This is a genomic window from Singulisphaera acidiphila DSM 18658 (genome assembly GCF_000242455.2).
Classification (GTDB): Bacteria; Planctomycetota; Planctomycetia; order Isosphaerales; family Isosphaeraceae; genus Singulisphaera; species Singulisphaera acidiphila.
In genome coordinates this window covers 6,150,533-6,167,562 of record NC_019892.1, presented here as the reverse complement: position 1 = coordinate 6,167,562, position 17,030 = coordinate 6,150,533, and the positions used below count along the sequence as shown (strand labels likewise).

The window sequence follows — 17,030 nt, the reverse complement described above, 5'->3', positions numbered from 1 at the left end:
GACTCTCAAGACCGGCAACCGAAAAAAAGTCAAAGGCTATCGTGAGGAAACGTCTACGTGTCTACCTAGCAGCGGCCATCCGACCCTCTTGCAAAATCATCACATCACACAACGCTCGACGACGTCGACTCCTCAACGTGCTGGGGCGTGGCCTCATTCACTCGGCCTCCATATGCCCTCGGATTTCCCCGACCCCGACACGGTCGATCGGAACGGCCCTCTCCAGCGCTTCGCCCGCCCCTTTTGTTCTTTTCAAAGTGATTCGAGCAAGAACCTGCGGGTTCCCCTGAATGCTCTCGGTGAGCATGGTGTGATTTACGGACTTTATGCTTGAGACGGCTGTCCCTTTGGCACGAAAAAGGGGGTACAATATCGCCCTCAAACCATTCCACGGCGATCACAATCTTTCCAGCCTGGTTCACACATGAATGTGCGACTGAAATCGGTCTACAGACCGGCCGTCGGTCCGAGGCTCCAACCCTGGCTTTGGGTCGTCCAGGCCGGATTCGCGGCCCTCGCCGCCAATGGAGTCTATCTTGCTTCCGTGTCGGCCATGACCTGGTGGAGGGGAACGACCCAGCAAACGCCATTCTATATGCTGATGGTATTCCTCCACCTGCTTCTCGGCTTCCTGATCATCGCGCCCTTCCTGGGATTTGGGCTGGTCCATCTGGTGACCTCGTGGAACCGGCCGAACGTCCAGGCCGTGCGGTATGGGCTCTGGCTGTTCGCCACGGCCATCGTGATCTTGGTCTCGGGACTGGTCCTGCTCCGGTTCGACGCCATCGCAATTCGCGACCCGGCGAGCCGATCGGTCGCCTACTGGCTCCATGTGTTCGCGCCGCTGGCGGCGATCGGCCTCTACGTCAAGCACCGCTTGGCCGGGCCGCGAATTCGCTGGGAGTGGGCGCGGCGAGGGGGGGTGGTCGTGGCTGGCTTCATCGTGGCCATGAGCTTGCTCCACTCCCACGACCCAAGCTCCTATGGGATCAAGGGGCCTCGGCAAGGGAAACGCTACTTTTTCCCTTCCGAAGCGGTCACCGCCGATGGTCGGTTCATCCCGGCCGAGACGCTCATGATGGACAGTTACTGTCTCAAGTGCCACGAGGATGCATACAAGGGTTGGTTCCACTCCGCGCACCACTTCAGCTCGTTCAACAACAAGGCCTATTTGGCCAGCGTGCGCGAGACCCGGGAAGTCGCGCTCAAGCGAGACGGCAACACGCAGGCCGCGCGCTGGTGCGCCGGCTGCCACGACCCGGTCCCGTTCTTTTCCGGAGAGTTCGATAACCCGCATTATGACGACGTGAATACCCCCTCGAGCCAGGCCGGGATCACCTGTGTCGTCTGCCACTCGATCACCAACGTCAACAGCACCCGGGGCAACGCCGACTACACCATCGAGGCCCCTCAGCACTATCCATTTGCCAGCAGCGAAAACGAGATCCTCCAGTGGGTCAACGCGACCCTGATCAAAGCCAAGCCCGAGATGCACAAGAAAACGTTCCTGAAGCCGGTCATCAAGGATTCGCAGTTCTGCTCAACCTGCCATAAGGTCAGCCTCCCGTACGCCCTGAATCACTACAAAGATTTCCTTCGCGGCCAGAATCACTACGACACCTTCCTGCTCTCGGGCGTTTCGGGACATGGAGCCCGCAGCTTCTATTACCCTCCGGTGGCAAAGAGCCGCTGCGTCGACTGCCACATGAACTTGCAGCCTTCAGGCGACTTCGGAGCGCGCGACTTCGACGGCAAACCGGGACGTGAGATCCATAACCACCTCTTCCTCGGCGCCAACACCGGACTGGCAGCCCTGCGCGGTCATTCGGAGACAATCGCGGCCCAAACGAAGTTTCTCCAGGATCAGAAGGTCCGGGTCGACCTCTTCGCGCTTCGGGAAGGAGGCGGGATCGACGGACGCTTCCTCGGACCGCTCCGCCCCGAGGTGCCGACGCTCAAGCTCGGCCAGCCCTATCTCGTGGAAGTGGTCGTGCGCACACTCGGCCTGGGCCACCCGTTGAGCCAGGGCACCGTCGACTCGAATGAGATCTGGGTCGAGCTCATCGCGAAGGCCGGCGACCGGGTGATCGGCCGATCAGGAGCGCTGGACGAGAACGGCAAGGTCGACCCCTACGCCCACTTCATCAACGTCTTCATGCTCGATCGCCACGGCAAGCGGATCGATCGCCGCAACCCGCAAGACATATTCGTTCCTCTTTACAACAAGCAGGTGCCCCCGGGTGCCGGGCAGGTGGTCCATTTCGGGCTCGAGGTGCCCGAGCAGATCGATGGTCCCATCACCCTCGAAGCCAAGGTGAACTATCGCAAGTTCGACCGCACTTACATGGACTTCATCTACGGCAAGGGCAAAGGGCCAGACCTACCCATCGTCGTGATGGCGGCCGACACGGTCCAGCTTCCCCTCGAAGGGAAGGCTCCGGTGACCGTCAAGCCTTCCCCCATCAAAGAGGTCTGGCAGCGCTGGAACGACTACGGCATCGGCCTCCTCCTCGAGGGGGGGGACAAGGGGGGCCAGAAGGGCGAGCTCAAGCAGGCGGAACCGATCTTCCGCAAAGTGGCCGAGCTTGGCCGGATCGATGGATGGATCAACCTGGCACGTCTTTACCTCAAGGAAGGCCGGATTGAAGAGGCCCGCAACGCGATCGAGCAGGCGGCCGCCCAACCGCAACCGCCGGCCCCCTGGGTGATCCACTGGCTCACGGGCCAGATCAACGAGCGGAACGGGCGGCTCGATGAGGCGATCGCCAGCTACGAAGCGATCCTGGGAACCACCGTCCCCGACCGTGGATTCGACTTCAGCCAGGACTATGAAGTGGTCAATGCCCTGGGGGGAGCCGCCTACGCTCGATCTCGTCTCGAGCCCGTGGCCAGCGCTGAGCGTCTGGCTTTCCTCCGCAAGTCGATCGCCGCCTACAGACGCACGCTCGCCATCGACAGCGAGAACGTCGCGGCCCACTACGGCCTCGGCCTGGCCTATGCCGATCCGTCCTGGAACACCGATCCGGCCGACCTACCCAAGCCAGACCTCGTTCTCGATAAAAAGGTGAACGGAATCACCGAGGAGATCCTCACGCGAACGGAACGAACCGCCCAGGCTGCGATCTCCGCCCCGTTGCGGGCCGCCCGCGCACTCGGACTGGCCGAATCGATCGCGCGGCTCGTGGAGCTGCCCCGGCCCGAATTCGGCTCGCGACTGGACCCTCTGTTCGAGGTGATCCAACAACTTGGACCGGTCTGGGAAAATGAAACCGATCCGATCGCCCGGTTCACCCTCTCGCATGCGCTCAAGGGGGCCCACAAGACGTTGCACCAATTCTTTAAACCCGACGAAACGGCCGAAGGCCTGGCCGTCGCGATTGCGCGGCGCAATGATCCGGCCGCCGACCAGAACGCGCAGTCAATCGTAATCCACTCGCTCCACCGCGTCGAAGCTCCCCGCGTCAATGCCGACGATAAACTGTCGGCCAGCCCCATAAAGGCCCAGCCATGAGTCGACTTTCTCAGACGGTAGGCGCGGCCCAATCACGCGCCTCCGTCCGCCGTCAAGGACAGTCTCCTTGGTGGACCGTGCCCCCCTTTCGGGAAAGATCCGTCGATTCAGGCTGCGGATCGCGACCCGTCCTTGTCCTGATTCTCTCGATTTCGGCCAGCCTCACCGGTTGCGGCCAAAAGGCTTTGCCTCGCCCCGTGGCTGCGCCCACGGCTCCCGCCAAACCGGAGACAGTCGAGGCTCGATCCCTTCCCCAGGTCAAGTTCACCGACATCACCGAGGCCGCCGGCTTGCGGTTCGTTCACCACAACGGAGCCCTGGGAGAAAAGCTCCTTCCCGAAACGATGGGTTCCGGGGTCGCCTTCCTCGACTATGACGGCGACGGCGATCTCGACCTGTTCCTGGTCAACTCGGACGCTTGGCCAGATCCGACGACGGAGAAAGGTTCAACCCAGGCCCTCTACCGCAACGATGGGACAGGACGCTTCGACGACGTGACCGCCCAGGTCGGTCTCGACGTACGCTGCTACGGCATGGGTGTGGCCGTGGGCGACTATGACAATGACGGCGACCCGGACCTCTACCTGACCGCCATCGGAGGCGGGCACCTGTTCCGCAACGAGGCCGGGAGCCGGTTCGTGGAGGTCACGACCGAGACCAATACGCAGGCAACAGCCGATTGGCTGACAAGCGCTGCCTTCTTTGACATGGATAACGACGGTGACCTTGACCTGTTCATCTGCGGATATATTGCCTGGTCGGCCGAGGTCGATCGTAGCCAGAACTTTCAACTCACCGGCACGGGACAAGGCCGCGCCTACGGTCCCCCGACCGCGTTCGGCGGCGCCCGTTGCATCCTGCTGCGCAATGACGGTGGCAAGTTCTCCGATGTCAGCTCCGAGGCGGGCATCGAGATTCGCACGCCCGACCTGAAGGTCCCCATGGCCAAGTCGCTTGGCGTGGCCCCTTACGACGTCGATGGCGACGGCCTGGTCGACCTGGCCGTCGCCAATGACACCGTTCCCAACTTCCTCTTCCATAACCGGGGAAAAGGCCGATTCGAAGAGATCGGGGTCAGCGCGGGGATTGCACTCGACCGCGACGGCACAGCACGTGCAGGAATGGGAATCGACTGGGCTCACTTCAAGAACGACGGCTCACTCGGTTTGGCGATCGGTAACTTCGCCAATGAGATGACGGCGCTGTACGTCACCGACGAACGCGCCAGTCTCCAGTTTTCCGACCTTGCCAATCTCTATGGCCTCGGAGCGCCGACGCAGCCCCCCTTGACCTTCGGCCTCTTCTTCTTCGACTACGACCTCGACGGCCGCCTCGACCTGCTCTCGACCAACGGACACCTCGAGAACGATATCGCCAAGGTCCAGGCAACCGCAACCTACGCCCAATCCGCCCAACTTTTCTGGAACACCGGCCGGCCCGGTCGCTCCTTATTCGTCAACGTCGGCCAGAACGTCGCGGGCCCCGACCTGTTTCGGCCCATCGTCGGTCGGGGGAGCGCTTATGCCGACATCGACGGTGATGGCGACCTCGACGTCGTGATGACCGCCAACGGCGGACCGGCACGCCTCTTTCGGAACGAGGGCGGATCCAAGAACCACTGGCTCCGCCTGACCCTGAACGGCAAGGCGTCGAACCGCGACGCTCTGGGCGCTGAGGTCACGCTCAAGGCCGGCTCGCTCGTTCAGCGGCGGCAGCTCTTCACGGCCAAGGGCTACCTCTCCTCGGTCGAGCGCACGCTGACCTTTGGGCTGGGATCACGCGAGCATGTCGACGTGCTGACCGTGCGCTGGCCGTCGGGAAAAGTGACCGAAGTCACAGACCTCATGATCGACCGTGTCTACGTTGTCGATGAGGACGCGGGTATCCGGTAGGAGTGTCATAGCCCCGGGGTCGTGAATCTTCCGGAATCCAAAAAGGGAGAAATCCGCGAGTTTACGACGAACCTGACCGGGAGTTTTCCGCCTTCCCCTTGTCCCGTTATTGTGTGTGATATAATCGTCTTTCAGAGGGGGTGCGAACAGGAGTCTCGTTCCCCCTTCCGGACCGGCGAATGGAACGCCTCTAACGCTTCGGCGTTATGGTGATCCGTTGCTGTGCCCGCTTAATCATTGAGCAGCCCCATCGAATGGCAACCATGGAGCGGTGCGCGGACGGATCATGAGGCCCCGGTACGGTTCAGCGATCGATCCCCCTGACGAATCCTGGCGTCGGCTGAGTCTTCAGCCGTAACGCACGGCCCCCTCTCGTCATCGGTTCGAGAGCCTTCCCACCCAGCCTGACGGTCCCTCGGCCACGCTCCCGAGTCGGAGGATCGTCGGCGATGCGACCCATGGTTTCATGCCGAACGGCCTGGTTCTTCCTGGCAACCCTTGCCTGGATCAGCCCGCCGGTCGCGTGGTCGGCCCCTCCTTTGGAGTCGCCCCAGCCACTTGTTTCCACTGACGCATCCGCGTTGGATTCTTCTCAACAAGCTTCGGAAACGGCTCTCCAGAATGCGCTCCAATTCGAGCGTCAAAAGAACTGGCAGGCCGCGATCCACGCCTATACCGACGCGCTGGAAACCTGGCCAAGCCGGCTTGATTTCGTCCATCGCCGTCGCCTCTGCGAAACGCACTACAAACTGGTCCGGCGTTACCAGGACCAGAGCTTCCGCAACGTCCTGCTTCGCCTCCCCCAGGAAAAGTCGCTGGCGCTTTACGACGAGCTGCTCGAGCGAATTGAGACTCACTACGTCGATCCGGTCCCGTTCGAACCCTTGGTTCGCCGTGGCTTCGATAACCTCGAGGTGGCCCTTCGCGACCCCGAGTTCCTCCGGACCAACGCCAGCACCACCGACGCCGAACGCGTCAAGTGGCTCCGCGACGCACTCCGCGCCCGCCGCGCTCGGATTTCCACCCCGGACCGAAGGTCGGCCCAGAACGAAGTCCTCGCCGCATGCGAGCTGGCGACCAAGGCGCTTCATCTCGGAGCTTCCGCGGTGATCCTTGAGTTCACCTACGGGGCGTGCGACTCGCTGGATGACTACACCAGCTACCTCACCCCCGACAAGCTCGAAGATCTCTATGCGATGATCGACGGCAATTTCGTCGGCCTGGGCATCGAGTTGAAGCTCGACACCGAGGGACTTCGGCTCGTCGGCGTAATCCGAGGAGGTCCTGCCTCCGAAGCGGGGCTGAAGGTGGGCGATCAGATCACCCGCGTCGGCGAAGTGGCCGTGCGCGGCCTCAGTCTTGACGAAGCGGCCGGGCGACTTCAAGGGGCGGAAGGGACCCCCATCGACCTTCAGATCTTGCGGTCCGACGGCTCGACCAAGTCGTTCCGGATCGTCCGCCGCCATGTCGAGGTCGAGAGCGTCGCACAGGCCAAGATCGTCGACCAGGCCAGCGGGATCGGCTACCTCCAGCTCGTCGGGTTCCAGAAAAACTCCACCGAAGAACTCGACAAGGCAATCGCGGCGCTCCGACGCCAAGGAATGCGCTCGCTCGTCATCGACCTTCGCGGCAATCCCGGTGGACTCCTCAACGTGGCGGTCGAGATGGCCGAACGGTTCATCGATCGAGGGGTCATCGTCTCGACCAGAGGCCGCGCCCCCGGCCAGAGCCAGGTCTATAAGGCCAATTCCAAGGCACTCTGGACCATGCCTCTGACGGTTCTGATCGATCACGACAGCGCCAGTGCCAGCGAGATCCTCGCCGGTGCCTTGAAGGACCACAACCGCGCGGTGATCGTCGGCCAGCGGAGCTACGGCAAGGGCTCGGTGCAAAGCATCTTCGCGCTGCGGACTGCACCGGCCGGCCTGAAGCTTACCACCGCGAAGTTCTACTCGCCCAAGGACCGTGCCTACAGCGAACAAGGTGTGGACCCCGACATCAAGGTTCACGTCACGGCAAAGCCGGCGGCCGACTCCGTCGCTTCGTCCGGGACCGACACACCGCAAGCCGAGGAGATCCCGGGCGACCCGCTCCACGACACCGCACTTGTCAAAGCCATGGAGCAGGCCAAACGGCGTTTGAACGCCGCGCGCTAGAGCCGCTTTCGTCCGGATGGACGAGAGACCGAGCAAGCCGGCTCGGTAGTCCCGGAAACAAGCAGAAACAAATAACGATTCTTTCACAGCCCCAGAGGGCAACCGGCCGTGCGAACCCGAGGGTTTCACGGTCACCCCTCTCGGGGCTGCGACGTACAAGGATCTCCCGAACTTTTCCCAGGGAGCTTCGCCCCTGGCTCGGAACGGTCGCCTCCTCAGGGCGGCCCCATGCGTTCAATTCCTTCCTGACCCTCAAAAGCTGGGAAGCGAACTGTTCATCACCGGGACCGACGATGCCCGAAATTACCGGTCGACAACAGACTCGCATCGACCCCAGCCCGGCCTGGACGGTCCATACCGAAGCCCCGCTCAAAGGGATGGCCCTGGCCCGCGAGGCGGGGACGATCCTCGCCTGGGATGAGCGAGGGCAGCTCTATTTGCTCGACCTGCTCGGCAATCACCGCTCCGTCTCGCGCGCTCCGGATCGCGTCGTCGCCGGTACGATCAGTGACAACGGTGCTTTCATTGCGCTGCTCGGAGAAGGGTCGCGGCTCTGGTTCCTCGGGGCCGATCTCGACCTGATCGCCGATCGCCCGGCTCCACCCGACGCCACGAACCTGGCCGTCGATCCGCACGGACGCTACCTCGCAGTCGGCTCACGACTCAGCATGATCCAGTTCTACAACCGGCACGGCAAGCAGGCCGGCCGGCTCGAGACCCGCCACGCGATGGCCCACCTCGTGTTCGTGCCCGACCGCCCCTTCCTCTTGGGGGCGGCGACTTACGGGATGCTCGTGGGAATCGAGCTCGAGCCGGGCTCCTCGGCCGGGAAGCTTGCCGCCGAAGTCGCCTGGGAAGAGTCGCTCATGTCCAACGTCGGCCGGCTGACCACCACCGGCGACGGCGGAATGATCCTGGCGAGCTGCTTCACCTACGGGATCCAGCGCTTCGATTTCCGCGGGGGTAACGAAGGGGCATACCACCTGGGAGGCACCGCCGCGCACGCCGTCCCCGACTTCGCGGGTCGCATGATCGCGGTCTCGACCTTGGAAGGCGAACTGGCCGTCCTGAGCTCCTCAGGAGGCGTGCGTTGGAAGACGATGTTGTCTCGCCCCGTGATCGCCCTGGAGGCCGACCCCCTGGGGCGTTACCTCATTCATGGCCACGCCACCGGCGAGATCGTCCGGCTCGACCTCTACGGCTCCTCGCGACCGACGATGCCACGCACTTCTCCAGAGCCGGCGACAGCAACCCCTCGGCCTGGCGCCTCGCCCATGCGCACGCCAGCCTGGTCGATCCCGATCGCTTCGACCGACGAACAGGCCGAGTCCGCCGTCCTGACCGTGCTCGACGATCCGGCCCGGATCGGGCTCATGACCAACTCCAACCGGCTCCAAATCTTCTCGTCCCAAGGCGAGAACCTGGGACAAACCCCCGAACTCCTCGGCTTCGGACGGATCTTACGAACCGCGCCCGGTTGGATCGCTGCGGCCACCGATCGATATGTCATGCTCTATAATGCGCGTCGCAGTCAGGCCCAGCGCGTCGACCTCAGCATGGTGGAGATCACCCATCTGGCGATCGCCCCTGATTCCTATGGCTTGGGCGTGGTGCAAGAGCGTGATCGGATCGGCCGCGCCACCCTCTCCGGACGCTGGATCTGGAAGCGCGAGCTGGCATCCTCGGTGGAAGATTTCGCGATCAGCCCCGACGGGTTCACGGCCGTGACCACGACCGACGGTCGCCTAGACGTTTTCGACCCGGCCGGCGAACCAGTCGGAGGCGTTCCGGGCAACCCGGCCGACCCCCTCTTTCTCATCGAAGCCCCCGAGGGATCCCCCTCTCAGGTGGCCTGGGTGACGCTCGCCCGCCGCGCTCAGGTCCTCCGCGGTCATGACCGCACAGGAAAAATCAACTGGGAGTCGCCGGTCCCCTGGGAAGGTTGGCAACTCCATCGGCTGGGCGCGATCGCCATGGTCTCCGCCCCCGACGGCCGCACCCTTGCGTTTGACGGCGCGGGCCATCTCCGCGGTCAAAGTCGCGCTTCGGACGTGCCCCATGATGTCTTCGGCACCGATCCTCAAGGGCAAACCTTGCGCGTCTCCCGACAAGGGGTGCACCTGATCTGCTCCGACCTCTCAGGTCGAGTGAACTGGCGAGCTGTGGCGGATCAGCCCCTCGGCCCCGTCGCCATCGGTCGGACGGGCGTCGCTGTCCTGATCGGCCGCTCGCTCGCCTGGTTCCCGAGTACCAAACCCTAGCGATTCTCACGCCGGCAGATCCACAGACTGAGCAATCAGAGTGGCGATTCGGGAAAAACGGCTCTCGACGAACTCCTCGCGAGGGACCGATCAAGGTATCCGCATCTCGACGCAAGACCCGGATGAACAGGATGGCCAAACGCAATTCTGCCCTCAAGGCACTCGAATTGCGATTTTTAAAAACGACCTTTCCTGGATCCGATGACTTGATGATGAAGAACCTGTTCCCCAAGCCCCCAACGCCAAGGAACCGTTTGCGGCGGCTCCGCCGCCACATCGATTTCTGGCGATACTCCCGTGAGTAAAACGGGGTTTGAAAAGAAGCCGCTCCGCAACTCACTCGCCCCTACCCCTTCAGCCGATATCTCCCGAGGCAAGAAGCAACGCCCCCAAAATTGTGTGCGAGTTTGGGGACTTCTTTTCGTTTTGCGCCCTCAAAGGGTTTCTTGGAAAGCGTAGAATTAAGAAAACGAGAGCCCGAATCGGGCAGGGCAAGCTTCGTCTGAAGTGTAAGTCGCCTCGCTGAACCGAGTTGAGCTTGGAGCTCAAGGCGGCGAGGCGGTCGGTGAACTTGAACGAGTCGTCTTGCGAGCGACTGCCCCTTCGGATAAGATCACGAAACTTTACAGAGGCGGAAACGCTTCGACAAGTTCGTTTCTAGCAATAAATAAATGACTTGGTGACCATCGAGGGAATCGTCAGTTGTTTTTCCTCTTTCCTCGAGGACCGGCCGAATAAAAGCCGACGAGTGTGCTGATTCAAATTCATTGATCTGCGATCGGACAAGAGATCCATCCGGAGGTCTCAATGAGTCAATGTGGTTTGTCCGTCATTCACGCCGTCCGGCCCAGTGTTCGTCTCAGCGTTCACGATTGTGGCGAGGTGGAAGCCCAACGCCACAAGTGGATCGAGAGCGAAAAGGCAGGGCGAGACCTGGGCGAGTGGGCCATCCGTTGCTGGGTCCGCGAGCACTGGAACGGCTTCCTCCGCGATCGTTGGCTTGAGCATCTCCAGGGGCGAACCTTCTGGATCGAGCTCGACCACAACGATTTTGGGCTTCTCCAACGAGCCTTCCAAGACTCGTTGCTGATCGACGAAATCCTCGATCAGTTGAAATCAGGCCGAGAGAATCTCGATATCCTCAACTGGGCGATCGACAACGATCTGGCCATGGAGGAAGTTCTCGAGATCCTCGAAGCACTCGACATCAACAGCCGGAGGATTGAATGCCTCCTGGCCTCGCGACTCGCGCATGCCGGTTAGCACCCCACCCTCCGTCTTTTGTTTGATCCACAGACTTCGAAATCGAGCCGTCCTCAGGGAAAGATCACTGCGTGCGCAGTGACGCTTCCACCAGCGCCACCAGAGTCCTTACGAAGCAACCGGTTCCACCGGCGTCCCGTGTCGCCGAGTCGGAATCGGCCCAGCTCGGCCCCGCGATATCGAGGTGGACCCAGGAGGTCTGGCCGACGAACTGCTCGAGGAACTTGGCCGCAGTGCTCGCCCCTCCCCACTTTCCTCCCACATTCTTCAGGTCGGCGACCTGGCTCTTGATCGCGTCCTTGAAGTCGTCGTCGAGCGGTAACCGCCAGACCCGTTCGCCGGTCAGGCGACTTGCCTCCAGTACCTCCTGGGCAAAGGGGTCGTCGTTGCTGAAGAGCCCGGCGATCTTGGTTCCCAGGGCGACCATACAGGCGCCGGTGAGCGTGGCGAGATTGAGCACGCGAGCGGGCTTCTGCTCCACGGCGTAGCTGAGTGCGTCGGCCAGAATCAGCCTTCCCTCCGCGTCGGTGTTGAGCACTTCGACCGACTTGCCGTTGCGGATCGAGAGCACGTCCCCCAGCTTCATCGCCTTCCCGCCGGTCATGTTCTCGGTCAGGATCATGGAGCCGACGAGGTTCACGGGCAGCTTGAGCTGGGCCACGGCGATCATCGTCGCCAGCACGACCGCCGCGCCCGTCATGTCGCTCTTCATGTCTTCCATCGAAGCACTCGGCTTCAAGGAAAGACCGCCGGAGTCGAACGTGACCCCCTTCCCGACCAGGGCCAGGGTGGGCCGATCTCCTCCCTGGCGATAGTCAAGCAGGACGAACGCAGGGGGCTCCTCGGAACCGGCTGCAACGCCAAGGAGACCGCCGAACCGCTCCTCGCGAATCTTCGGTTCGTCCCAGACCGTGACGCCGAGACCGGCGGCCGTAGCCACCTCGGCCGCGCGAGCGGCCAGCTTGGTCGGCGGCTTCTCGGAAGGTGGCGTATTCGTCAGCTCACGCGCCAGGTTGACCGCCTGACCGACGATCTCACCGCGCTTGACCGCAGCGGCAAGGTCGGCTTCCGGCACATCGCTCGAGGGAGAGATGAGCTGCAAGCTGCCGAACGGGTGCCGGCTCGGCTCGGACTTTCGCAAGCCAGGTCCCTGGGTGCCGACGATCAGGCCCTCGACCAGGGCCGACGCAATCAGGGCCGCCTGCCCTGTGGACTCGGGCAAAACCACCGACACCGCTTCCCTGGCCTTGCCGGCAAGCCGCTTGCCGACGGCCACGCCCGCTGCGTACGCCGCGCCGGCATCGAACCGCGCTTGGGGTCCCAGGCCGAAGACCAGGACGCCGTCCGTCGCCGGCGCATGAGGACCGAGCAGCGGGGTCAAGTCACCGAGGCCACCGGCCAGATCCTTCGACGCGAGGAGGCGGCCGATCAACTCGCCCAGAGCGAGATCCCGGACCGCGAGAGGGGGTTCGGTGGCGTCCTCGAAGATCCCGAGCGCAAGCCAAGGGGTTTCGATGGCGCTGAGGGGCCGGCTAATCGACTGGACGTTCATGGAGGTCACAACTCGTCGGGGTAGGAAGCCTGTCGGCAAAGATAAAAAAAGGAGGACCGTCGTCGGGCCAAGCGGCCTCATTCTCGCACTGGCTCGGAACCGCGCCAAGCCGCCTTGCCGGGTCCAGGACGAGTCGCTACAATCCGCCGCCACTCAACTCTAGCGCGATGAAGTGGGGTTGTTCGGTTCACTTCGACCCCCACGCTCCCTGGGAATTCTCGGATTTGGCGAACCGCGTCGGTCAAGGACCAACGGGGACCTTGTTGGTCGATTTCTATCGACCGGCTTGCCCTCCTTCGGACTCTGACCGCGCCGGTACAGGAGAGCCAAAAGATGGTCGACCTCCACACCCCAGGGCGTTTGCTGGCCCTCGTTCTGCTGCTCACCAGCGTCGCCAGTCTCAGCGGCTGCGTCGAGCGACGATACACGGTCCGTACCAATCCCCCGGGCGCGCTCCTGGTCGCCAATGACGAGGAAATCGGGGCGACCCCGGCCTCTCGCAGCTTCACCTACTACGGGGACCGCAAGTTCATCCTCATGCTTGACGGCTACGAGACCCAGACGGTGATCCAACCGATCAAGGCTCCCTGGTGGGATAACTACCTGACGGAATTCTTCACCGAGAACCTGATCCCGTACACCTTCCGCGACGAACGCGAATATGTGTACCAGATGGTTCCCTCGAGCGAGCCGAGCGTGGACAATCTGCTCGAAAACGGGCAGGGGCTACGGATGCAGGCCCAGGCCCCTCCCCCGCCACGCAAAGGCGGTTTCTTTGGTAATCTTGGATTCTAAAGCGGCTAACCTTCGGCCCACCCACGACGGGGTGGCAGGGATCCCTATTTTGCAGCCGGAGGGATGACCGTTCTTAGCCAGAGGCGCAAGCCTCTGGGAATCCGAATCAAATGAAGATTTTTGCTGCCCCGAAGGGGCGACCGTCAAGCTCCGGCGGTCGCCCCTTCGGGGCTTTAATGCGCAATCATACGGAGCATATCCCAGAGGCTTTACCCCAGCCAAGGAACAGCCACCACTCCAAGGCTGCCCCCAAAAAGGTATCTCCTCTTGATTCTCCTTTGAGCCATATCGAAGAAGTTTTGCTCGTCGCGGTTTCATGCAAATCTTACAATCCTCGATATTTTGTAATGTTGCGTTCAACTTATTCGAGGATCCGAACGCGCCGATTCCCCGAATTGAAAGAACTGCCATTGTCGGCATTATCGGCATGTTTTATTAACTCAACTCGCCGCGCGGGGTGATTTTTTGGGGATCAGCCTCAAGCTCGGCCACGGGCGTTCGTGCTTCTCACCAAATCCCAGGTCTCAGGTGAGTCCGGCGGCCTTCGAATAGGTGAACGATGACTTCCAGTTCGTGGCGGCGGTGGATGAGTCAACGATCCCTCCCCCCCCAGGGTGCACGCCCGCTCCGCCAGCGCCAATCGGCCTGGCTCTGGGACGAGTGTGAGTCACGTCAACTCCTGTCGGTCACCATCAACAACGTCACGATGATCGAGCCGGCCTCGGGGACGGCGAACGCGGTCTTCACCGTTTCTCGCGACCAGACCCATCTGAAGGAGTCGGCGACGGTCGATTTCGCCACCCAGGACGCCACGGCTAAGGCGGGCAAAGACTATCAGGAGGTCCATGGAACCCTGACCTTTGCCCCCGGCGAAACCTCCAAGGAGATCGCCGTCCCGATCATCGGTGGGCTGGCCCGCGAACCTCACGACATGTTCACCGTGAACCTGACGAATCCGGTCAACGAGACGCTCAACCCGAGCCTCCGGGTGGGGATTGCCACGATCCTCCCTACCCCTTGGCTCTCGATCGGGGATGTCAGCGTGATCGAGGGCGATTCGGGAACGACCAACGCCGTTTTCAAGGTCACGCTCGACCCATCGAACCCCGATCAAATCGTCTCGGTTCCGTACAGCACGGTGGACGGCACCGCCAAGGCCGGTTCCGACTATCAAGCCACCAGCGGAACGTTGACCTTCGCGCCCGGTGAGACCTCCAAGACGATCACTGTGCCCATCAACCACGGGACATCCGTCGAGCCGGTCGAGTCCTTCTTCGTCGACTTGAAGACGCCCCAAAATGCAATCGTGCGCGACGGTCGAGGGACCGGAACGATCACCAACAACACCAAGGCGGGAACCGTTCAGTTCCAGGCCCCGGCTTACCGCGCAGACGCTCAGGCAGGCACCGCGACCATCACAGTGACCCGCGCGGAAGGTACCGCCAGCGGAGTCGGGATCAACTACGCCACCCAAGGCGGCTCGGCCGTCGCCGGCACCGACTACACACCCGTTTCAGGCACCCTCACATTCGCCGCCGGTCAGACGAGCCAGACCATCAGCGTCCCCGTCCTCGCCAACCCCAAACGCACCAGCGATCAAACGGTCAACCTCGTTTTGAGCAACCCGACCGGCGGAGGAACGCTCGGTTCCACCCGCCAGACCACGCTGACAATCACCGCGCCAATCCCCTCTACACCGACACCAAGTACTCCTACGCCGACTCCAAGCACCCCTACGCCGACTCCAAGTACCCCTACGCCGACTCCAAGTACCCCTACGCCGACTCCGAGCACCCCTACGCCCGGCGCCCCGGAACCCGCCGGGTCGATCACCAACGACTCGCCGGTCGTCACAAACACCGACGATCATGGTCCCGGGTCGCTCCGCCAGGCCATTCTGGATGCCAATGCCAACCCCGGCCTGGATACGATCCGGTTCGCGTTGCCCGGAGAAGGCCCGCAATCGATCCGTTTGACCTCCGCCCTGCCCCCGATCACCGACCCGGTGATCATTGATGGAACAACTCAACACGGCTACCAAAAGTCCCCACTGATCGAGCTCACGGGAATCGACGCAGGAAGTCAGGCCAACGGCCTGACCCTCAATGCGGGTGGGAGCACGATCCGTGGGCTGGCGATCAACGGATTCGAAGGTTCGGGCATCCTGATCCAAGGGGCCGGTGGGAATCGGGTTGCAGGCAACGTGATCGGAACGAGCCTCGACGGTGAGTCCGCCAAGGGGAACGGCCTCGCCGGGATCTCCATCGTCCAGTCTTCGAACAACGTGATCGGTGGATCAGCATCGACCGCAGGCAACCTCGTCTCGGGCAACTCAGGGTCGGGAATCGTCCTCTCGGGGACGTCGACAAAGCAGAACCTCGTTCAAGGGAACCACATCGGGACCGACATCGATGGCGACGATCCGCTCGGCAATCAACTCGACGGCATTGTCCTCGACAACGCTCCCGAAAACAGGATCGGCGGCGTCGAGCCGGGACAAGGGAACCTCATTTCGGGCAACCAGCTCACGGGTCTCCGGATCCTCGGCTCGGGAGCTACGGGCAACCTGATCCAGGGCAATGAGATCGGGACCGACCGGACCGGGACTCGCGCGATCGGCAACAGGTTCGACGGCATCTTCAATAGCGGAGCGCCTGGTAACACGATCGGTGGTCCCACGGCGAACGCGGGCAACCTGATCTCGGGAAATGGCGGGGTGGGCGTCCAGTTCCATTCCCAAGGAGCCAGTGGAAACCAGTTGCAAGGGAACCTGATCGGCACCGACGCGACGGGAACGCTGCCGATCGGGAACGCTCACGGCGGGGTCTTCCTCAACCACGCTCGCAACAACATCGTCGGCGGAACGTCAAAGGACGCCCGCAACGTGATCTCGGGCAATCCCCTGGTCGGCGTCCAACTCGCCGGCCGATCGGCGGCGGGCAATGTCGTACAGGGAAACCTGATTGGCACCGACATCCAAGGCGCTCCGCGCCTGGGCAACACCGTCGGCCTTTTCCTGGGGGGGACGACGGGTAACACGATCGGCGGCCCCGGATCCGCGGCCAATCTCGTCGCGGGAAACGTTCGGGCAGACATAGCAACCAAGCCAATCCCCGTCTCGCGCTCCACCGGCGTTGACCGACCTCAGGCGCACGCAACGGGACCTTCGATCACAGCGGTCACCAAGAACGTCAATGGCTCGGAACTGACCTCCTTGGTGGTGAAGTTCAGCGAACCCGTCAATCGTTCACGGGCTGAAGACATCGGCAATTATCGGTTGCGACTTCCGGGACGAGGCAACAACTTCAGCGCCGCCGACGCGATCGCCGTACCGGTTCGCTCCGCGAGTTACGACTCCTCCACGACGAGCGTCACCCTCACCCTGGCCACACCTCTCCGATCCGGCGGCCCCGTCCAATTTCGTGTGAGTGGACAGCCCGGCCGAGGCGTCGCCGACCTGGCCGGCCATTCCCTCGTCGGCGTTGGCCAACAGGCGGGAACCGACTACGTGACAATTCTGAGGCTGACGTCGTGAGCCTCTCTTCCGGCGGAGTCGAGCGCAACAGTTTCAGGCACACGGGTCCACAAGACGGTGGCGGA

8 protein-coding genes are annotated in these 17,030 nt (G+C 62.6%); 7 read left to right on the top strand and 1 reads right to left on the bottom strand.

What is annotated here, in order from left to right; all coding sequences use genetic code 11:
• The first annotated feature begins 424 nt into the window (after positions 1–424).
• The 5 genes from SINAC_RS24265 to SINAC_RS24245 all read left to right on the top strand — a co-directional run bounded on the left by SINAC_RS24265 (position 425) and on the right by SINAC_RS24245 (position 11,083).
• Positions 425–3,511 (top strand): tetratricopeptide repeat protein, encoded by a 3,087-nt coding sequence (locus SINAC_RS24265; protein ID WP_015248206.1) that lies wholly within the window; start codon positions 425–427, stop codon positions 3,509–3,511.
• Positions 3,508–5,403: a CRTAC1 family protein gene (locus SINAC_RS24260; RefSeq protein WP_015248205.1), complete on the top strand. Its 1,896-nt coding sequence runs from the start codon at positions 3,508–3,510 to the stop codon at positions 5,401–5,403. The genes SINAC_RS24265 and SINAC_RS24260 overlap by 4 nt, the downstream gene beginning before the upstream one ends.
• 449 nt (positions 5,404–5,852) lie before the next feature.
• Positions 5,853–7,559 carry a S41 family peptidase gene (locus SINAC_RS24255; protein WP_015248204.1) on the top strand — a complete coding sequence of 569 codons (1,707 nt, stop codon included), beginning with the start codon at positions 5,853–5,855 and terminating at the stop codon, positions 7,557–7,559.
• A gap of 293 nt (positions 7,560–7,852) precedes the next feature.
• Entirely contained in the window at positions 7,853–9,820 is a 1,968-nt protein-coding gene (locus SINAC_RS24250; protein ID WP_015248203.1) for a WD40 repeat domain-containing protein, read from the top strand.
• A gap of 807 nt (positions 9,821–10,627) precedes the next feature.
• Positions 10,628–11,083 carry a hypothetical protein gene (locus tag SINAC_RS24245; protein WP_015248201.1) on the top strand — a complete coding sequence of 152 codons (456 nt, stop codon included), beginning with the start codon at positions 10,628–10,630 and terminating at the stop codon, positions 11,081–11,083.
• 64 nt (positions 11,084–11,147) lie between these two features.
• Here the strand turns inward: SINAC_RS24245 and SINAC_RS24240 are convergent, their stop codons facing one another.
• A complete protein-coding gene (locus tag SINAC_RS24240; RefSeq protein WP_015248200.1) occupies positions 11,148–12,635 on the bottom strand; it encodes a leucyl aminopeptidase in 1,488 nt (495 codons plus the stop codon).
• 333 nt (positions 12,636–12,968) lie between these two features.
• Here SINAC_RS24240 and SINAC_RS24235 point away from each other — a divergent pair, with 333 nt between their 5' ends.
• On the top strand, positions 12,969–13,430 hold the full coding sequence (locus SINAC_RS24235) for a PEGA domain-containing protein (RefSeq protein ID WP_015248199.1): 462 nt from the start codon (positions 12,969–12,971) through the stop codon (positions 13,428–13,430).
• Between the two features lie 586 nt (positions 13,431–14,016).
• Positions 14,017–16,965, top strand: a complete 2,949-nt coding sequence (locus SINAC_RS24230; protein WP_015248198.1) for a Calx-beta domain-containing protein — start codon at positions 14,017–14,019, stop codon at positions 16,963–16,965.
• Positions 16,966–17,030: the final 65 nt, after the last annotated feature.

Bases quoted from the DNA above. Each gene is read 5' to 3' on its own strand.
- SINAC_RS24230 (WP_015248198.1), top strand. From the start codon at position 14,017: ATGAGTCAACGATCCCTCCCCCCCCAGGGTGCACGCCCGCTCCGCCAG.
- SINAC_RS24235 (WP_015248199.1), top strand. From the start codon at position 12,969: ATGGTCGACCTCCACACCCCAGGGCGTTTGCTGGCCCTCGTTCTGCTG.
- SINAC_RS24245 (WP_015248201.1), top strand. From the start codon at position 10,628: ATGAGTCAATGTGGTTTGTCCGTCATTCACGCCGTCCGGCCCAGTGTT.
- SINAC_RS24260 (WP_015248205.1), top strand. From the start codon at position 3,508: ATGAGTCGACTTTCTCAGACGGTAGGCGCGGCCCAATCACGCGCCTCC.
- SINAC_RS24265 (WP_015248206.1), top strand. From the start codon at position 425: ATGAATGTGCGACTGAAATCGGTCTACAGACCGGCCGTCGGTCCGAGG.
- SINAC_RS24255 (WP_015248204.1), top strand. From the start codon at position 5,853: ATGCGACCCATGGTTTCATGCCGAACGGCCTGGTTCTTCCTGGCAACC.
- SINAC_RS24240 (WP_015248200.1), bottom strand. From the start codon at position 12,635: ATGAACGTCCAGTCGATTAGCCGGCCCCTCAGCGCCATCGAAACCCCT.
- SINAC_RS24250 (WP_015248203.1), top strand. From the start codon at position 7,853: ATGCCCGAAATTACCGGTCGACAACAGACTCGCATCGACCCCAGCCCG.